At 74.3% G+C, this 15,605-nt stretch carries 17 protein-coding genes; 2 read left to right on the plus strand and 15 right to left on the minus strand.

What is annotated here, in order from left to right:
- Positions 1 to 5: 5 nt before the first annotated feature.
- From AB0H52_RS23475 to AB0H52_RS23545, 15 genes are all read right to left on the minus strand, one after another.
- Entirely contained in the window at positions 6 to 467 is a 462-nt protein-coding gene (locus tag AB0H52_RS23475) for a hypothetical protein (RefSeq protein WP_151492365.1), read from the minus strand.
- Positions 464 to 1,393 (minus strand): hypothetical protein, encoded by a 930-nt coding sequence (locus tag AB0H52_RS23480; RefSeq protein WP_151492366.1) that lies wholly within the window; start codon positions 1,391 to 1,393, stop codon positions 464 to 466. The genes AB0H52_RS23475 and AB0H52_RS23480 overlap by 4 nt, the downstream gene beginning before the upstream one ends.
- Positions 1,390 to 1,905, minus strand: a complete 516-nt coding sequence (locus AB0H52_RS23485; protein ID WP_151492367.1) for a phage tail protein — start codon at positions 1,903 to 1,905, stop codon at positions 1,390 to 1,392. Before AB0H52_RS23485 ends, AB0H52_RS23480 begins: the two co-directional genes overlap by 4 nt.
- On the minus strand, positions 1,886 to 4,561 hold the full coding sequence (locus AB0H52_RS23490; protein WP_357949984.1) for a putative baseplate assembly protein: 2,676 nt from the start codon (positions 4,559 to 4,561) through the stop codon (positions 1,886 to 1,888). The genes AB0H52_RS23485 and AB0H52_RS23490 overlap by 20 nt, the downstream gene beginning before the upstream one ends.
- Positions 4,558 to 4,992 carry a GPW/gp25 family protein gene (locus AB0H52_RS23495; protein WP_151492369.1) on the minus strand — a complete coding sequence of 145 codons (435 nt, stop codon included), beginning with the start codon at positions 4,990 to 4,992 and terminating at the stop codon, positions 4,558 to 4,560. The genes AB0H52_RS23490 and AB0H52_RS23495 overlap by 4 nt, the downstream gene beginning before the upstream one ends.
- Entirely contained in the window at positions 4,989 to 5,327 is a 339-nt protein-coding gene (locus tag AB0H52_RS23500) for a hypothetical protein (protein WP_151492370.1), read from the minus strand. Before AB0H52_RS23500 ends, AB0H52_RS23495 begins: the two co-directional genes overlap by 4 nt.
- 1 nt (position 5,328) lies before the next feature.
- On the minus strand, positions 5,329 to 6,921 hold the full coding sequence (locus AB0H52_RS23505; protein ID WP_225854749.1) for a contractile injection system protein, VgrG/Pvc8 family: 1,593 nt from the start codon (positions 6,919 to 6,921) through the stop codon (positions 5,329 to 5,331).
- Entirely contained in the window at positions 6,918 to 7,814 is an 897-nt protein-coding gene (locus AB0H52_RS23510; protein ID WP_151492371.1) for a hypothetical protein, read from the minus strand. Before AB0H52_RS23510 ends, AB0H52_RS23505 begins: the two co-directional genes overlap by 4 nt.
- On the minus strand, positions 7,814 to 9,355 hold the full coding sequence (locus AB0H52_RS23515; protein ID WP_357949988.1) for a hypothetical protein: 1,542 nt from the start codon (positions 9,353 to 9,355) through the stop codon (positions 7,814 to 7,816). Before AB0H52_RS23515 ends, AB0H52_RS23510 begins: the two co-directional genes overlap by 1 nt.
- Positions 9,330 to 9,812 carry a phage tail protein gene (locus AB0H52_RS23520; protein WP_151493007.1) on the minus strand — a complete coding sequence of 161 codons (483 nt, stop codon included), beginning with the start codon at positions 9,810 to 9,812 and terminating at the stop codon, positions 9,330 to 9,332. The genes AB0H52_RS23515 and AB0H52_RS23520 overlap by 26 nt, the downstream gene beginning before the upstream one ends.
- A gap of 1 nt (position 9,813) precedes the next feature.
- Positions 9,814 to 11,061: a phage tail sheath subtilisin-like domain-containing protein gene (locus tag AB0H52_RS23525; RefSeq protein ID WP_151493008.1), complete on the minus strand. Its 1,248-nt coding sequence runs from the start codon at positions 11,059 to 11,061 to the stop codon at positions 9,814 to 9,816.
- Between the two features lie 23 nt (positions 11,062 to 11,084).
- A complete protein-coding gene (locus AB0H52_RS23530) occupies positions 11,085 to 11,771 on the minus strand; it encodes a carboxypeptidase regulatory-like domain-containing protein (protein WP_151493009.1) in 687 nt (228 codons plus the stop codon).
- The gene (locus AB0H52_RS23535) at positions 11,768 to 12,376 is read right to left on the minus strand and encodes a glycine zipper family protein (RefSeq protein ID WP_151493010.1); all 609 of its coding nucleotides are present in this window, start codon (positions 12,374 to 12,376) and stop codon (positions 11,768 to 11,770) included. Before AB0H52_RS23535 ends, AB0H52_RS23530 begins: the two co-directional genes overlap by 4 nt.
- A gap of 11 nt (positions 12,377 to 12,387) precedes the next feature.
- The gene (locus AB0H52_RS23540) at positions 12,388 to 12,723 is read right to left on the minus strand and encodes a hypothetical protein (RefSeq protein ID WP_151493011.1); all 336 of its coding nucleotides are present in this window, start codon (positions 12,721 to 12,723) and stop codon (positions 12,388 to 12,390) included.
- 144 nt (positions 12,724 to 12,867) lie between these two features.
- Positions 12,868 to 13,641: a DUF3153 domain-containing protein gene (locus AB0H52_RS23545; RefSeq protein ID WP_151493012.1), complete on the minus strand. Its 774-nt coding sequence runs from the start codon at positions 13,639 to 13,641 to the stop codon at positions 12,868 to 12,870.
- 241 nt (positions 13,642 to 13,882) lie between these two features.
- Here AB0H52_RS23545 and AB0H52_RS23550 point away from each other — a divergent pair, with 241 nt between their 5' ends.
- Positions 13,883 to 14,023 (plus strand): hypothetical protein, encoded by a 141-nt coding sequence (locus AB0H52_RS23550; protein ID WP_225854837.1) that lies wholly within the window; start codon positions 13,883 to 13,885, stop codon positions 14,021 to 14,023.
- 194 nt (positions 14,024 to 14,217) lie between these two features.
- Complete coding sequence (locus AB0H52_RS23555) at positions 14,218 to 15,342, plus strand: FUSC family protein (RefSeq protein ID WP_357949994.1); 1,125 nt, start codon at positions 14,218 to 14,220, stop codon at positions 15,340 to 15,342.
- Positions 15,343 to 15,605 lie beyond the last annotated feature (263 nt).

Raw genomic sequence — 15,605 nt, forward strand, 5'->3', positions numbered from 1 at the left:
CCCAGTCAGGACGTGGTCACGGTGACCGTGCAGCCACCGAGACCGGGACAGGTCACCGCGACCTCGGTGGCCTCGTCGACGGCGACCTTCGCCACCGCGCCGGTGCCGTCCGACGCCGGCTCGACGTCGTCGCGGATGGTGAGGTCGGCGTCCCCGGGCGCCGGAGCGGTCACCCGGAACCGTGCCGGGCTGCGCAGCACGAGGGTGCGCAGCCCGCCGGGGTCGGCGACCCGCAGCACGCAACTGCCCGTGAAGACCAGCCGGCCGGTCTCGTCGGCGCAGTCGGCGCTGACCGTGCCCGGGTCCACCGCCGAACGCTCACCGCCCAGCGCACCCAGTCGATCGACCAGCCCGTGCCTCGCCCCGGGGTCGCCGCGATCCTGCCCGGGGACGCTGACCGCGACCACGAACAGCGCCACCAGCAGCACGGCGAGCACCCCCAGCAGCGCCTTCTGCCGCCCGCTCATCGTGCGACGGCCTGCGCGACCAGCTCGGTGAACCGGATCGTGTCCACCCCGGCGAAGTAGGAGTTGGTGCCCTGCGTCTTGCCGACCACCAGCAGCGTGATCCGGTGCGGCCCCTTGGCCAGCCGGACCGTGCCGACGTCGAGGAACTCCGTCTTCTGCACCGTCGGGGTGAAGCCGAGGAACGTGCCGCCGACCTGACTGCCGTCGATGGTGAAGACGGTGTTGGCGTAGTCGGGGGCCGTGGTGCGTACCGTGGCGAAGCGCCAGGTGCCGTCGGCCGGGATCTGCACCGTCACGGTGACCTGGTCGCCGATCGCCAGCCCGGTGAAGAACAGCTGTTTGTCCTCGGACCAGGTCACCCCGCAGCAGTTGGGCTGGGCGCCCACGCCCGCCTTGCTCTTCTGCGGCGACTCCACCACCGCGCCGTCCACCAGGCTCTCCGCCTCGACGGTGACCACCCGCGGCTCGCCGGGGCCCGGCTCGCCGTCGCGGGTCAACAGCACCACGCCGACGGTCACCACCACCAGCACCATCGCCGCCGCGGCGGCGATCCACAACCACGGGATACGCCGGGGTGCGGCGACCGCCCGCACCTCGTAGGTGACCCGACCACTGGACCGGGAGCTCTCCTCCGGCGCGGTGTTCGCCGAGTACGCGAACCCGGTCATGTCGTAGCGCCGGGGCGGGGTGCCGGCCGGTACGGCCAGCTTGACCAGGAACGACACGGAGCCCTGCCCGGGCACCACCCGCTGCGGCTCGGCCACGGTGAACCACGCCCGCTGCGAACCGTCGCCGGGCGCCACGTCGAACACCACCGTGTCCGGCGCGTTGCCCGGGTTGGAGACGGTGAAGGTCAGCTCGCCGCTGTTGCGCGGATCGAGGGTGAACTGCTCGGCGGCGGCGACGACCGCCCACTCGGTGGTCATGACGACTCCTCATCCACGACGATCTCGACGGTGGTCGAGGCGGGCTTTTCCGCCTCGACGATGCGGGTGATCACGGCGAGCTGGCCGGCGGCGGCCGCCGGCACCCGAACCACGATGTGGAAGGGCTGCTCGGTGGGCTCGTCGATGACGAAACCCGTCGACCCGGTGGCCAGCTCCAGGGCCCGACGCATCCCGTACGGGGTGCCGCGCCACCGGGCCAGCAGCGCGCCGTTCGCCACCAGGTCACGCAGCCGGCCCACCGGCAGCGGCAGTGGGGCGTCCGGTCGGGGCGAGGCCACCACGTGATCCATCGCCACCCAGCGGGTCAACCGCACGACCAGATGGTCCGGCGCCCGGTACGGGTCGAACAGGGCGTCCACCTCGGCGAGGATGGCCTCGTCCGGGGCGTGCAGTCCCTCCATCACGTCCAGCAGCGCCCAGAGCACGCTGCCCGGCACGCACGCCCGCTGGTAGGCGGCGGGCAGCAGCCGCTCAATCGCCGAGCGTCGCATCCTGACGCACCACCTCGATGTCGTGCTCGCCGGAGCAGAGCAGCCACGTGTCCGGGACGGTCACCACGTCGGCGGTGGCCTGGTTGGCGCTGGGCGTCCAGTCCACCGCGTCGGCGCTGCGGTGCACGCCGCGTTCACCACCGGCCAGGATCAGCCGCTCCGCCGGACCGCTGCCCGCCGCCGCGCTGCCCGCCGTCCCGCTGGTCGCCGGGGCGCTGGTCGCCGGGCCGCTCACGGCGATGGCGTCCACCGGCACGAACCGGGTCCGGTCGCGCAGCGGCAACCCGCAGTTGACCGACACCGGCTGCCACTGCGGCTGCGCCGCGAGGGTGTCCAGCCGCAGCACCCCGCCGCTCTGCGTCGCCGCCAACGCCGACTGGCCGGCGAACGCCAGGTCGCGGCAGGTGCCGCCGATCCAGCCGCTCTGCACCGACTGCCACTGCACGTCGGACTCGAACAGCCGGGTCCGGTGGCAACCCTGGCCGGGCTTCTTCGGGTCCGGCTCGCCGGCGCCGCTCCACAGCAGCGTGGCCGGGCCGTCGTACTGCACGGCCAGGACCCGGTTGTCCACGTTGGCGAGCCCGACGTGCGTGAAGCTGCCCGGCCGGCCGCCGGCCGTCGACAGGTACACCCCGAAGCTGGCCTGCGCCGCCACCGCCACACCCGGCGCACCCCGCTCGGAGACGAACGCGCGGACCGCGTAGAACCCCCGGTCGGCGTCGGACGGATCCACCAGGATCTGCAACGGCACCGCCCCGGGCAGCAGCGACACCTCGTACAGGCCGGTATCGGTGGCCACCAGCAGCGCGCCCGCGCCGTCGCGGTCCAACCAGGCCACGTCGGAGATGCGCGAATCCAGATCGGCGAGCAGCGACCAGGTCTCGCCCAGGTCGGTGCTCAGGTGCACCCGGGAGCCGCCGGACGCGCGCAGCGTCACCACGGCCACCGCGCCGGCCCGGGGCACGATGCCCGGCCGCACCGGCGCGGGCGCGGGCGCCACCCGCAGCACCGTCTCACCGTCGAAGCGGCCGGTCGGCTCCCAGCCGGAGCCCGCGTTGCTGGAGCGGAACAGCACCGCGCCGCGCCCCGCGTACCAGGTGCGCGGCTGGTACTGGTCGACGGCGAGGGCGCGGACGTCGGCGTCGGGCGCCTCGTCCACCACGAACCGGACCGACTCGACGTACCGCACGCCCGGCTCGGCGTGCTCCAGCAGGCGGTACACGTTGGACGCCCGCAGCGGCTCGCCGAACGGCCAGCCGGTCGGATTGAGCGCCGTGGGCAGCGGGCTCAACGTCTGGTGCAGCCGGTCGTGGATCCGCCGGCGGACCGCGTCGACGTCCTCCTCCCGCCGGACCACCACCCGGGCCCGTACCGACACCGCCTTGAACCGGGCCCAGGTCGCCCGGGACCGGATGCCGACCATCCGGCGCTGCTCCAGGTCCGCCTCGACCCGACGCCGAGCCTCGGGCACCTCGTGCTCGCGCAGCACCGCCACCGGCAGCCGGCCACCCGGACGGGCCGTCGCCGGCACGAACGGCACCAGCACCACCTCGACCTCGCCCGGCCGGGCGAAGCTGTACACCGCCGCGCGGGTGAACGCCCGGGCCCGCGCCACCGCGCCGGAACTGGTGGCCAACACCTCGAAGTCGCGGGCGGTGACCGCCCGCTGCTGCGCGAAGAACTCGTACGGGCCACGCAGCAGCACCGACTCCAACGCCTCGATGTCCCGACCACCGGCGGCCGGCGCGGGGTTGTCCACCTTCATGCCGGGAAGCGGATCGCGCAGGCTGGTCAGCGTGCCCGCCGCCACGTTGCCGGTCGGCCCGCCGCCGGCCCGGTACCAGAGCCGGACCTGACGCCCGGCCGGCGGCACCGCCGCCACCGTCACCGGAGCCGGCGCGCCCTGCTCGGCCGTGTCGGACGCGGGCTCGACGGGCGGGCGCAGGTCGAGGGCGGGAGCGAAGGTGACCGTGCCCGAGCAGCGGTCCACCAGGTACGCCTTGGCCTGCGGGCCGAGCCCGGCGAAGCTGTCCACCGGTCGCCAGATCTCGAACGTGCGGCCGTCGTGCTCCCGGGCCGCCGCGCCCAACTCCACCGTGCCGGCCGGCACCTCCACGCCGAGCAGCAGGTCCAGCGGCTCGGCCGTGTGCGCCAGGGGAGCGCGCGCCGCCCGCAGCACCTGCCCCGGCTGGCCGGTGCCGACGCCGATCAGCTCCGCCTCGACCAGCTCGCAGTGGTGCATCCGGACCAGCACCGACGCCTCGCCGGCGGGCAGCAGCGCCGGTTCGGTGGTGACGAACACGACCGGGCGGGGGTCGGCGCCACGGGCCGCCGCGACGCGCAGCCCCGCCGGGATCCGCACCGCCGCGCGATCGGTGCCGCCGCGGGTGAACCGGACGTCCGCCCAGGCCGCGGTCGGCGCGTGCCGGGTCACCCCGAGCAGGTTCAGAAACGAGACGTACGCCTTGTCCGGCAACTGGTTCAGCCGGTAGATCATCACCTCGGTCAGGTGCGCGAACGCCTCCACCAGCGCCATGCCCGGGTCGTGCGCCGACAGGTCGGTCCACGCCGGGCAGGACTGCCGGATCCGTTCCCGGGTCTCGGTGACCAGGTCGAGGAACCCCCGGTCGTCCAGGTGCGGCACGGGCAGCGTCATGACGATCCTCCCTGTTCGGGTTCGTCGGCGGGGAGCAGGTCCACGGAGAAGACCAGCTGCCCGGGGGTCAGGCTGGCCCGCACCCGGTAGTCCAACCGGATCACCAGCCGCCACGCGTCGTCCGGGTCCGGCCCGGCGTCGACGTCGATGACCTCGACCCGGGGCTCCCACCGGGCGATGGCCTGCCGGACGTAGTGGATGGCCAGCCCGGCGGTCGTGTCGTCGTTGGGCGCGAACACCAGTCGGTGCAGCCGGGAGCCGTACCCGGGGCGCATCAGCCGCTCGCCCGGCGTCGTCGACAACAGCAGAAACAGCGCCTGGCGTACGCTCTCGTCGCCCTCGGTCATGGCCAGGCCGCCGGCCGCGGTGAGCGCCAACCCACCGGTACGGCCGGCGTCGAAGCCCGCGCCGACGAACCGGAACGCCCTCATCGGTCCGCCGCCAGGAACAGTTGGCGCGGATCGCGCACGGTGTGGTGGACCGCGTTGGGAGGTGTCCCGTTGGTGAATCCCTCCAGGTTCGACAGCACCACCCGGTGCCCGTCGACCCGCAGCCAGTCGCTGTAGCCGACGCGCAGGGACTCCGTCTTCGTGCACGGCTTGATGGTCGGGCCGTAGTTCGGACAGGCGATGATCTTTCGTCCCTCCGGGTCGTCGTCCACCAGCACCGGCACGCCGGTGACGGTCACCCACTCCTGCGAGGGCCGGTTCTCGACCCGGCCGTCGTGGTCGCAGGTGATCACCGAGTCGCGGTGGATCCAGCGCATGTCAGCCGCCTCCTTCGTGGTGGGCGCGGGCGAGCGAACGGGCCTGCTCCGCCGCGGTGTCCGGGTCCTCGGTCGACTCGGCGTGCAGGAAGTCGACGCTGCGGGCGCGTACCACCAGGGCCCGGCCGGGCGCGGAGATCACCAGGTCGGTCGCCGCGTGCAGGGTGGCCAGATCCGGGGTGAGCTCCAACGAGCTGCCGCCCTCGGTGGCCAGGCGCAGGCTGCGCCGCACGTCGTCGACGACGATCGACTGCCCGCCGGCGGTGCGCAGCGTCCACCGACGCGCCCGGCCGTCGTCGATGCCCGCGTCGTACGGCTCGACGGCGCCGAACAGCGAGCCCAGCACGATGCCCGAGGCCGGCTCGCCGCCGGGCAGCACCACCAGCACGGTGTCCTCCGGATCGGGCAGCGCCACCAGACCCTTGCCGCGGCCCGCCCCGGGGCAGAGCACGCCGAGCCACCCGGCGTCCAGGTCCCCGTACGCCGGCAGGGTCAGCCGCACCCGGCCCAGCCCATCGGGGTCGGCGACGTCGGTGACCGTGCCCAGGGTGACCACCGCGCCGCCGGTCACGGCCGGCGGGGTGGTCGGCGGCACCGTGGAGAACCGGGTCAGGTGCCCGTCGCCGTCGACGGTGTGCACCACCTCGGTCAGCACGTACGCCCCGGCGACCGGGTCCGGCACCCCACTCAGGTCGATCCGCCGGCCGGGGCGCAGCGCCGGATCACCCTCGGCCACCCCCTCGGCGGTGACCAGCGCGGCGGCGCGGGTGTCCAGTCGCGCCTGGGCCAGCGCCGCCAACTCGTCGTCACTACGACCCGGCTGGTCGACGGCGGTGCGTACCCCGTCGGCGCCCACGTCAGCCGGGTCCGGCCGGTCACCGGCCGGTCGACCGCACCGCGCCTCGTCGGCCCGCTGGCTGATCGGCTCGGCCCGCTGCGGATGCCAGCCCAGCGCGGCGCTGGCACCGCTGGCCTGGTCGGCGTTGGTGGACAACCGCAGGCTGTGCACACCCGCGCCGAGGGCCAACGCGACCGGCTCCCCGTACCCGGCGAGGGTGACCAGTCGGACCCCGTCGCCGTCGGCGGCCAGGTGCAGCCCGGCCCGGCCGGTCACGTCGCGCAGCAGCTCCAGATCGCTGTGCCGGTGCTGCACCAGCCGCTCCAACCGTGGCCCGTCGGTCTCCGCCGTCACGTCCAGCCCGACCTCGCCGCACAGCTCCCGGGCCAGGTCGGCGGCGGTCACCGACGTGAAGACCCGCAACCCCTGACGCTTGCGCAGCCGGTGCAACGCGTCGTACGCCCGCAGCCGCAGCACTGCCGCGCCGTCCGCGGCGTACTCGACCTCCACACCGGTGACCTCCCCGGTGAACAGGGCGTCAGCGTGGTCGACGAGGCGTACGTCGAGCGTCGTGCCGGGGCGTACCGCCGGGTCGAACGCGCCGACCCCGGCGGTGGTGGCGAGCACCAGTTCGGCCTGGGTGGGCTGGTCCAGGCGGGCCGCCACCCGCAGGGAACGCAGCCGCTGGCGGGCCGTGGCGGTCAGCTCGACGCCGTCCAGCAGGACGATCAGCGCCCGGGGCACGACGCTGGTCACGGCGCACCCGCGGGACTGGTGCCGGTCGGTGCGGCGGTGGCCGGTGCGGGTGTCGTGTCGGCCGGCGCGGCCCAGCCCGCGGTGGCGGTGGCGATCGAGGAGCCGAGGAACGACGCGCCGGCGCCGACCGCGCCGGCCACCGCCCGGGCCATACCGGTCAGCGTCGACGCGCCCGGGGCACTGTGGGGTGGGGGTACGGCGAGGGTGGTGCCGGCCGGCACCGCGAGCGGGTCGGTGATCCGGTTGTGTTCGGCCAGCAGCCGCCAGCGCAACGGCGAGCCGAGCGCGTCGTTGGCGAGCAGGTCGAAGCGCACACCGGAGCGGCCCGGCTCGGCGGCGCCGTCACCGGCGGCGATGACCGCGCTGCCTGGTGCGGCGGTCGGGGTGTTCGCCGCGGCCAGTTCCTCGGCGAACCCGGCCTGCGCCTGATCGGCGGTCTCGGCGGCCCGCACCAGCTTCAACCGCAGCCAGGAGCGCCGAGGTGAGCCGGTGCCGGTGAACGCGTCGAACCGCTCCGCCACCGCGATGATCACCCCGGGCACGTTCCAGGTCTTGCCCCAGACCAGCCGGACCAGCGGTGGCCGCAACCATCCGTGCTCGGAGCCGGAGTTCTCGGCCAGCATCCACAGCGGACGCGTCAACACCCGCACGTCGGCCGGCCGGACCTGCGCCTGGACGAAGTCGACGTCGAACAGCAGGTCGAGCACCAGCTCGGTGCGGCCGCCGCCGGTGAAGACCAGCGGGTCGTCGGCCAGTCCCGCCCCGGTGAGCTGCCCACCGGCCACGCCCCGGTGCCGTACGCCGGCGAGCCGGGTCACCTGCACGGTCTCCGGGTTGAGCAGGCAGTCCACCCGTTCCCCGGAGGAGTCGATGAGGAAGGCCACGCGTTCCATCAGTCGCCCGCCTGTTCCCGCTCCAGTCGGGCGAGCTGGGCCGTGTCCCACGCCGCGGTGGGCAGCGCCCACAGCGGTCCGTCATCCGGCAACGCCGGCCACGGGTCGACGGCCGTCGCCTGGGTGGTGGACAACGGGATCGCCCCGCGCACCGGCCGTCGCCCGCCGCTCGGGTCGCGTGCCACCGCGCCGGCCCAGCCCTCTGCCACCGCGCCGCCCGGCGGTACGCCCCACTGCCCGGCGCGTTGCCCGCCCGGCCGTGCGGTCCGCTGCCCGACGCCCTGCTCGGCCGGCTGCTCGGTCTGCTGGCCCGGCCATGCGCGATCGTCGGGAAGAGCCGGCCACGACCCGTCCCCGACAAGCCCGCCCGCCCGATCCGACCCCACCCCGCCGGCGTCGGCGAAGGCGGCCGCGGATCGTGGCAGGCGAGTGTCCCGGGAGCGGCCGACATCTCTCACGATCTCGGCGGGTGTGCGGGGCGGACGCCGGACTGGCCGGCTGGGCTGACTGGTCGGCTCGCCGGTCCGGCGCGGCCAGTTCGTGTCGGTGGACGCGGCGATGGTGCGCGCGGGCGGCCCTGTCGCCTCGCCCCGCCGGGACGGCGAGCGCAGGCGCCAACGATCCAGCAGCCGCCCGGCCACCCCACGGTCCGTGTGCGAGGCCGCCGCCGCGCCTTGGGTGTCGGCGCCTGCTGAGGCGCTGCCGATGCCCGGGTCGCCGGGACCGTCAGCCGCACCGGACGGACGGCCCGACCCGCCGGCCCGGTCCGCCGATCGCCACCCGTCCGCACCCACCGCCGGCGGGCCACCGACGCCAAACGCCCCGCCCGCCGTCCCGGACCCGCCCGCCGCGCCGATCCCGCCCGCTGCGTCCTGCCCGCCGGCCGTGCCGAACCCGCCGGCCGTGCCGAACCCGCCGGCCGTGCCGAACCCGCCGGCCGTGCCGAACCCGCCGGCCGTGCCGAACCCGCCGGCCGTCCCGGACCCGCCCGCTGCGCCGAAGGCGCCTGCTGCGCCGAGGCGCCCCGCGGGACCAGCGCCGCCCGTCGTCCCGGACTCGTCCGTCCACTCGCGGCCGACCGTCGTACCGGAAGCCTGGAAACCGCCCGGACCCGGACCACCGTGCCGCGCGGACGCCGCGGAACCACCCGTGGTGCCATCTCCGCCGTGAGCGTGAGGCTCGACGGTCTGGGCGGCGGGCCGGACCTCCTCCGCACGTCCGGATGGCCGTGCGGCCCCGGACCGCGGCCGCTCCGCAGCGGTCGACGCCGCGTCACCTGCCGACAATCCGTCGCCGCCCCGCGTCTGCTGTATGGCGGTCGGTGGCGGGTCGAGGTCCAGTTCGCGCAGCAGGCCCGGGGCGTGTGCGGCGACCAGGTTCAGCCAGTGCGGTGGTGGCTCCCCGAAGCGACGCGGCACGTCCGCCGGGCGCTCCGCGGGTACGCCGGGTTCCTCGATCCGCCCGGCGAGGCGCTGCGCCGCCCCGGCCGCCGAGCGCAGCCGGTCGGCCAGCCAGTTACGCGGGGGTCGGCGCGGTGGCACCGCCGGTCTCCAGCTCCAGGCCCTCGTAGCGCAGGGTCAGCGACGCGATGGCGATCTCGTGGCTGAGCGTGTTGAGGTGCGCCCCGCGCCACCGGGTGGGCCAGGCGTCGATCAGGTTCCACCGCAGCACCTCGGCGGTGCCCACCGGGTCCAGCAGGACCACCGAGACGTTGCGGCGGTTGACGGTGCCCTGCGCGGTGGCGTTCACCCAGTCCCACAGTTCCCGGGACGCGGTGAGCCCGAAGTGCAGGGTCACCGGCTCGTACTCGGCCTGGCCCGGCACCATCCGCATCCGGCCGACGCCGTGCTCCCGGTACGGCTGCCCGGGAATGTTCACCTCCAGCCCGCTCATCTCGGTGAAGTGGCCGTTGGTGACACCGTTGATGAGCAGCCTGAAGTTGTAGGCCCGGTACGGGTCGACCGGTGCGCCCGGTTGCGGGGCGGCCGTGGTGGGCATGTCAGCCTCCGATCGTCTCGGTCTCGGTGCCGCCGGCCCACTGGCTCAGCTTGAACACCACGAATTCGGCGGGTTTGACGACGGCGATGCCGATGTGGGCGATCACCATGCCCGCGTCGCGGACGTCCGGCGGGTTGGTCTCCTCGTCGCACTTGACGAAGAACGCCTCCTCGGGGCTGCGTCCGAGCAGTGCGCCGTCGCGCCAGACGCGGGTGAGGAACGCCCCGATGTCGCGGCGGATCGAACGCCAGAGCGTGAAGTCGTTGGGCTCGAAGACCATCCAGCGGGTGCCGTTGGCGATGGCCTGCTCGATGGCGATGCTGAGCCGCCGTACGTTGAGGTAGCGCCACTCGCTGGCCTCGGCGGCGAGCGTACGGGCGCCCCAGACGCGGATGCCCTCGCCGGCGAAGTAGCGGATCACGTTGACGCCCTTGGGGTTGAGCACGTCGTGTTCGGGCCGGGTGACGAGGTAGCCCAGGTCGACGGCGCCGCGTACCGGCTCGTTGGCGGGTGCCTTGTGGACGCCGCGCAGGGCGTCGGTGCGGGCCCAGATGCCGGCCAGGTGCCCGCTCGGCGGGGTGAGTTCCAGCTCCCCGCTGATCGGGTCACGGACCCGCAGCCACGGGTAGTAGAAGGCGCCGAACTCGGACTGCCGGGGCCGGTACGCCGCCCCGTCCACGCCACCCGAGCCGCCGGGACCGCCGGAGCCGGCGGCGCTGCCGCCGGCACCCTCGGCGGGTTTCGGAGGCTTGCCGGACGACGGTGTGGCGACGCGGGTCAACGCGGCGATGTCGTCGATGTCGGGCGCCGGGTCGCAGATCGCGACCATCGTGCGGGTCCGTTCGGCCATGCTGAGCAGCGCCTCGTGGGCGACCACGTCGTGGAAGCCGGGCGCGGCGATGATGGAGATCTCGTCGATGGCCTCCAGCAGTTGCAGGCCGCCGCGTTGCTTGCCGGTGCCGGTGATCGCGCCGCCGTCGCCGACGTTGACGATCCAGCAGCGGGCGCCGCCGTTGTCGAGGAAACCGAAGACCGCCCGGGCCAGCGGGGTGCTCTCCACCTGGTCCCCGCCGGCGAAGAGCCGCAGGAACTCGGTCCAGTTGTTGACCGGTACCGCTTTGCCCAGGTGGGCGCCACGGTCCGGGGCGACGCCGACGAACGCGGCGATGCTGGTGCTCGCCGGTCCGATGGGTCGGGCGCCGCTGGGGACCTCCTCGACGTAGATGCCGGGGGAGAAGTAGCTGGGCATCGGTCCTCCTGTGCGGGTGGGCGTCAGTTGGTCGGTGGCGCGCAGACGATGACGATGTCGTCCTCGTCCGCGTCGACGTCGGCGGTGAGCACGAGCCCTCGTCCGGTCAGCCGCAGTCGTACCGGTGCGGGGTGTTCGGGGTCGTGCGGGACGCCGACGATGAGGAACCGGCCGTCGGGATCGGTGTGGGTGGCCGACGGGCTGCCGGGCAGTTCGACGCGCATCGCCGCCAGTGGTTGGTCCTCGGGGCCGACCACCCGGCCGGCGAGGCTGCGTACCGCAAGGTGGTGCAGCCGCAGCGGTCGCAGCACCGGCGGCGCGGCCGGGGTCGGGTGGTCCACCTGCGCCGGCACGTCGATGAGCAGTGCCGGGCGGGGTGCGGCGCCGAGCGCCGTCCACAGGGTGGGGTCGCCGGCCTCCAGCACCACCGGGTAGCTGCCGTCGCTGGTGGCAGCGGTGAGCACCCGGTCGAGGCGGTCCAGTCCGGCCGGTCCGGTCACGCAGAGCAGGTAGCGGATCGTGAACCGGTACGGTTCGCGGACCGCGCCGCTGGAGCGGGTCTGCCGGGCCGGGCGCAGATCCATCGGCCAGAGGGTGAGCCCGTCGCCGTCGGTGCGGGGCGGGCCGATCGGGACGGGTTCGCCCGCCGCGCCGGTCAGCCAGGTGGCCAGCTCGGTGGTGGCCGTCTCGATCGGTCCGCGCCCGGTCATCGCGGCGGCGTCCCCTGGATCCGGTACGCGATGGCCTCGTTCCACACGTGCGGGTAGACGCCGATCTCGAAGTACCGGGTGAAGCGGTTGATCGGGGCGTTCGTGTGGTCGTGGTAGAGCAGCCACACCGGGGCGATGGTGAACAGCACGTAGTTCGCCAGCACCAGCGGGATGTAGAGCGGGCCGAGCAGGCGCGCCTGGAAGATGTGCACGTCCTCGTGTCGCTGGATGCCCGAGCTGGAGCCGGCGCAGACGGTGCCGATGGTGGTGGCGTAGCGGGGTGAGACGCCCTCCACCACGCTGACTCGGCCACTGCTCAGTGAGGTGGGCCGGTCCAACGAGTGCCCGAAGATCAGGTGCACGGCCAGGTAGATGGCCCCGACGACCGTGTTCAGCAGGCTCCAGGTGTGGTCGACGACGAAGAGGAAGATGCCGCGCGCGTCCGACGCGTACACCCCGGCGGAGGCCACCGCCCAGCCGAAGACCGCGCCGACCAGCAGGCCCACGACGGCGCCGATGAGCAGGCCGACCGGGCCGCCGGCCAGGAGGCCGAGGACGGCGCCGACGCAGACCTGGACCGCCGCGCTGAGAATTCCGAAGATCATGACGTCACCCCTCAGACCCAGGAGCGGAAGACTCGGGGCTCGCGACCGCTCGCGACCTGGGTCGGGGTCGCCTGCCGGTTGCCGGGCGGGAACTGGTTGATGCCGAGCGCGGCGGAGAAGATCACCAGCGCGTTGAAGAACGCGATGACCCACTTCTCGCCGCCGGCCTCGTCGGCGAACGCCGCGGTCACGTAGGACAGCAGCAGTGCGATGGCGATGGCGATCCACTTGCGGAGCTTGTCCCCGCTGGGGCCGATCAGGCCGCCGATGACGTTGGTGGCCAGCAGGGTGGCGGCGCTCGCGCCGGCGATGCTGCCCAGGGCGGCCCAGGTGAAGAGATCGTTCACGGCGATCCCCCTTTTCTGCGATGGTGCGACCGGGATGTGGTGGAGGTGAGGTCCGGTGCCCCCGGGCGGGAGCGCCGGGGCCGGTCGCCGTCGTCGCGGGGCGGCCGGGGCCGGGCGTGGCCGGCAGGGCCGGCCACCGATGGATCAGCCGGGCCCCGCCGCGCCCGGAGACGGACCGGGCGCGGTCGGACCGGGCGCGGCCGGCGCCGTCGGGCGGCGGCGACGCAGCAGGAGTACGCCCACCGCGGCGAGCAGCACCACCAGGAGTACGCCGCCGACGACCAGCAGCCACGGGAACCCGCTGTCGTCGCCGGCGGCTGCCGGCGAGGTCGACGGTCGGGGTGGCGCCTCGGCCACGGCACGCAGTTCGGCCGGCTTGTCCTGGTTGGGGTTCACCTTCCAGCTGACCGAGCGGCCGTTGACCGTGCCATTGCTGTCGATCACCCGGCCCGGAAATGTCACCGAGATCTCGAACGACATCAGTTTCATGAATGCCTGCTGGTTCTGCGGATTCTGCTCGGCGACCTTTCCGCCGTACTTCTTCGGATCGAGCGGCAACGTGAAGCGGTAGAAATCGCCGTCCCGGACCAGTTTCACGCTCTCGCTGTCGAACGTCTTCAGCGGCGCCTTGCGGTAACTGATCTGGGATCCGAAGAGTTGGCTGTCCTCGTAGCCGGTCTCCTCGCCCGGAGGCAGCGCGGGAATGTTCTGCCGCAGCTCCGCGAAGGCCGCCGAGATGTTCTTGTTCCGTGCGGTGAGCACGGACTTCTGGGCCGTCAGCAGCAGCTGCCCGTCGACCGTGTCGTCGGCGTTGACGGTGAGGCCCATGTTGAGTTGCATGCAGCCGCTCAGCGCGGCGAGAAGAACGAGACACACCGCGACGCGGAGTGCCCTACCGCGGTTGACTCTCCTGTTCATGCGCTCAGTGTGTGTGATCGCTTTCACCACGAGCAGTCAGCGATCAGTCACAATGCAGTCGCCGATTGTACCGGCGAACTGTCGTCTTTACCCGGGGCCGCCGACGGCACAAATGGCTATTCTGGAGTTTTGGGCCGACGTGCGGTTCGCCGCCCCTCCGGTGCGAAGATGATGGTGATCGCCGCCGGCCGAGCGCCCACCTTCTCGGCCCGCCGTCTCGGCCCGCCTTCTCAGCTCGCCGGTGGCGTTCGTGGACGGTCTGCTCTTCGACCGCCTGGTCGGGGCCGGCGCGCTCACCGCCCCACCACCCGGCAGCCCGGCCAGCCGTGCCGACCTGACCACCGCCGTCCGTACGCTGCTGCGTGCCCTGACCGGAAGCTGACCGGACGGCCGGTGCGGCCGGCGCGCGTCCGGCCTGCGGGTCCGCCGCGTGATGGGCGGCGCGTCGGGCCTGGGGAGCGGCCCGGTGAGCCGGTTCGCCACGTGATGGGAGACGATCAGTTCGGGTACCGGGACCGCCCGGCGCGGCGCGGTGCCGGTCCGTTCGGCTGGAGCGGTGTGCGGGGAGGTGGACGGATGCGGCGGCTCACCGGGCTACGGGTCGCCGGCGGGCGACTGCGGCACGGCTGGCGGCCGGTGCTGGAGGCCACCGTCGCCGCGACCGTCGCCTGGCTGCTCGCCACCCGGCTGCTCGGGCATCCGCAGCCGTTCTTCGCGCCGGCCGCCGCGTTGATCGTCCTCGGGCAGGCGCGGGGGCAGCGCATCCGGCGGGCCGTCGAAGTCATCCTCGGGGTGGCCGCCGGGGTGCTGGTCGCGGACCTGGTGGTGCAGGCGCTGGGGCCGGGCAGCACCTGGACGGTCTTCACCGTCATTCTGCTCACCGTCCTGCTCGCGGTCGCCTTCGGCGCGACCGGCGTGACCCTGGTACAGGCCGCGGTGTCCGCGCTCTACCTGGTGGTGGTCGCGCCGCCGGACGGGACGCTGGTGCCGTTCCGCTTCGTCGACGCGTTGATCGGCGGCGCGGTGGCGCTCGCGGCCAGCCTGCTGGTCGACGCCCGGCACCCGCTCGCGCCGCTGGTCGCCGAGGTGCGGCACACGTTTGACGAACTGGCCGGCCTGCTGGCCGGCATCGCCGACGCGCTGGACCGCCGCGACGAGTCGGCGGCGATGGACGAACTGACGCGGGCCCGGGGGATGGACGTCCGCGTCGACGGTCTGCGCGACGGGGTGCTCGCCGCCGGTGAGGCGCTGCGGCTCAACGTGCGGCGGCGTCGGCACATCGGCCGGCTACGGTCGGTCGACGAGTCGGTCCGCCAGATCGACTACGCGGTACGCAACGTCCGGGTGCTGGCCCGTGCCGGGGTGACGCTCAGCCGCCTGCACACCCCGGTGCCGCCCGAGTTGGGCGTCGCGCTGCGGTCGCTCGCCGAGGCCGTCCGCGAGGCCGGTGCCGCGCTCGCCGCCGACCTGAACGGCCAGGACGAGGCCGCCGACCGGTACGCCAGCCGGGCGGACGAGTCGGCCCTCGCCGCCGTGCACACCGCCGGGCAACTGTTCGGCTCGACGCAGGCCCTTCCGCTCGCCATGATCATCGGTCAGGTTCGGGCCACGGCTATCGACCTGCTCCGCGGCGTCAACCCCGACGACGACGCCGCCGTCCTCGCCCGCGTCGACGAAGCCCTCGGCCTCCCCGCCCTCTAACCCAGCCCCCGCCCCGCCCCCCTCTGAACCTGCCCCGGCCCCGCCCCCTGACCCGGCCCCGCCCCTGCCCCGGCCCCGCCCCGGCCCCGCCCCTGCCCCGGCCCGGCCCCTGCCCCGGCCCCGCCCCCGCCCCCGCCCCCGCCCCCCCGCCGCCCTCCCGAGTCGATCATGGAGGTGTGGTGGCAGGCGTAAGCCGGGGTTGGGAGGAAAACACCCCCCCCCACAACAAGAAAGACGGGGGGGCGGGGGGAGCGGGGGGCGGG

Source organism: Micromonospora sp. NPDC050695 (genome assembly GCF_040654415.1).
Lineage (GTDB): Bacteria > Actinomycetota > Actinomycetes > Mycobacteriales > Micromonosporaceae > Micromonospora.